This window comes from Colwellia sp. MB3u-55 (genome assembly GCF_014076785.1).
Lineage (GTDB): Bacteria > Pseudomonadota > Gammaproteobacteria > Enterobacterales > Alteromonadaceae > Colwellia_A.
On the sequence record NZ_JACGUS010000048.1, the window covers coordinates 1 to 317 of the forward strand.

Genomic DNA, 317 nt, shown 5'->3' on the forward strand with positions numbered 1-317 from the left:
TCCCATTCCGAACTCAGAAGTGAAACGCAGTAGCGCCGATGGTAGTGTGGGAGTTCCCATGTGAGAGTAGGACATTGCTAGGCTTCTATTTAGAAAAACCCGTAGCTGATGCTACGGGTTTTTTGTTCCAAGGTTCTAATTTACTTTGTATTTTAAACAGTATAAATTAAATTATATCTTTGATATTACAAGTTTTGTCTAGCGACAATAGCACTGTGGCACCACCTGATCCCATTCCGAACTCAGAAGTGAAACGCAGTAGCGCCGATGGTAGTGTGGGAGTTCCCATGTGAGAGTAGGACATTGCTAGGCTTCTA

At 42.9% G+C, this 317-nt stretch carries 1 rRNA gene; it reads left to right on the forward strand.

The window, feature by feature from the left end:
* The first annotated feature begins 197 nt into the window (after positions 1-197).
* Positions 198-312 (forward strand): 5S ribosomal RNA (gene rrf / locus H4J66_RS01175).
* Positions 313-317 lie beyond the last annotated feature (5 nt).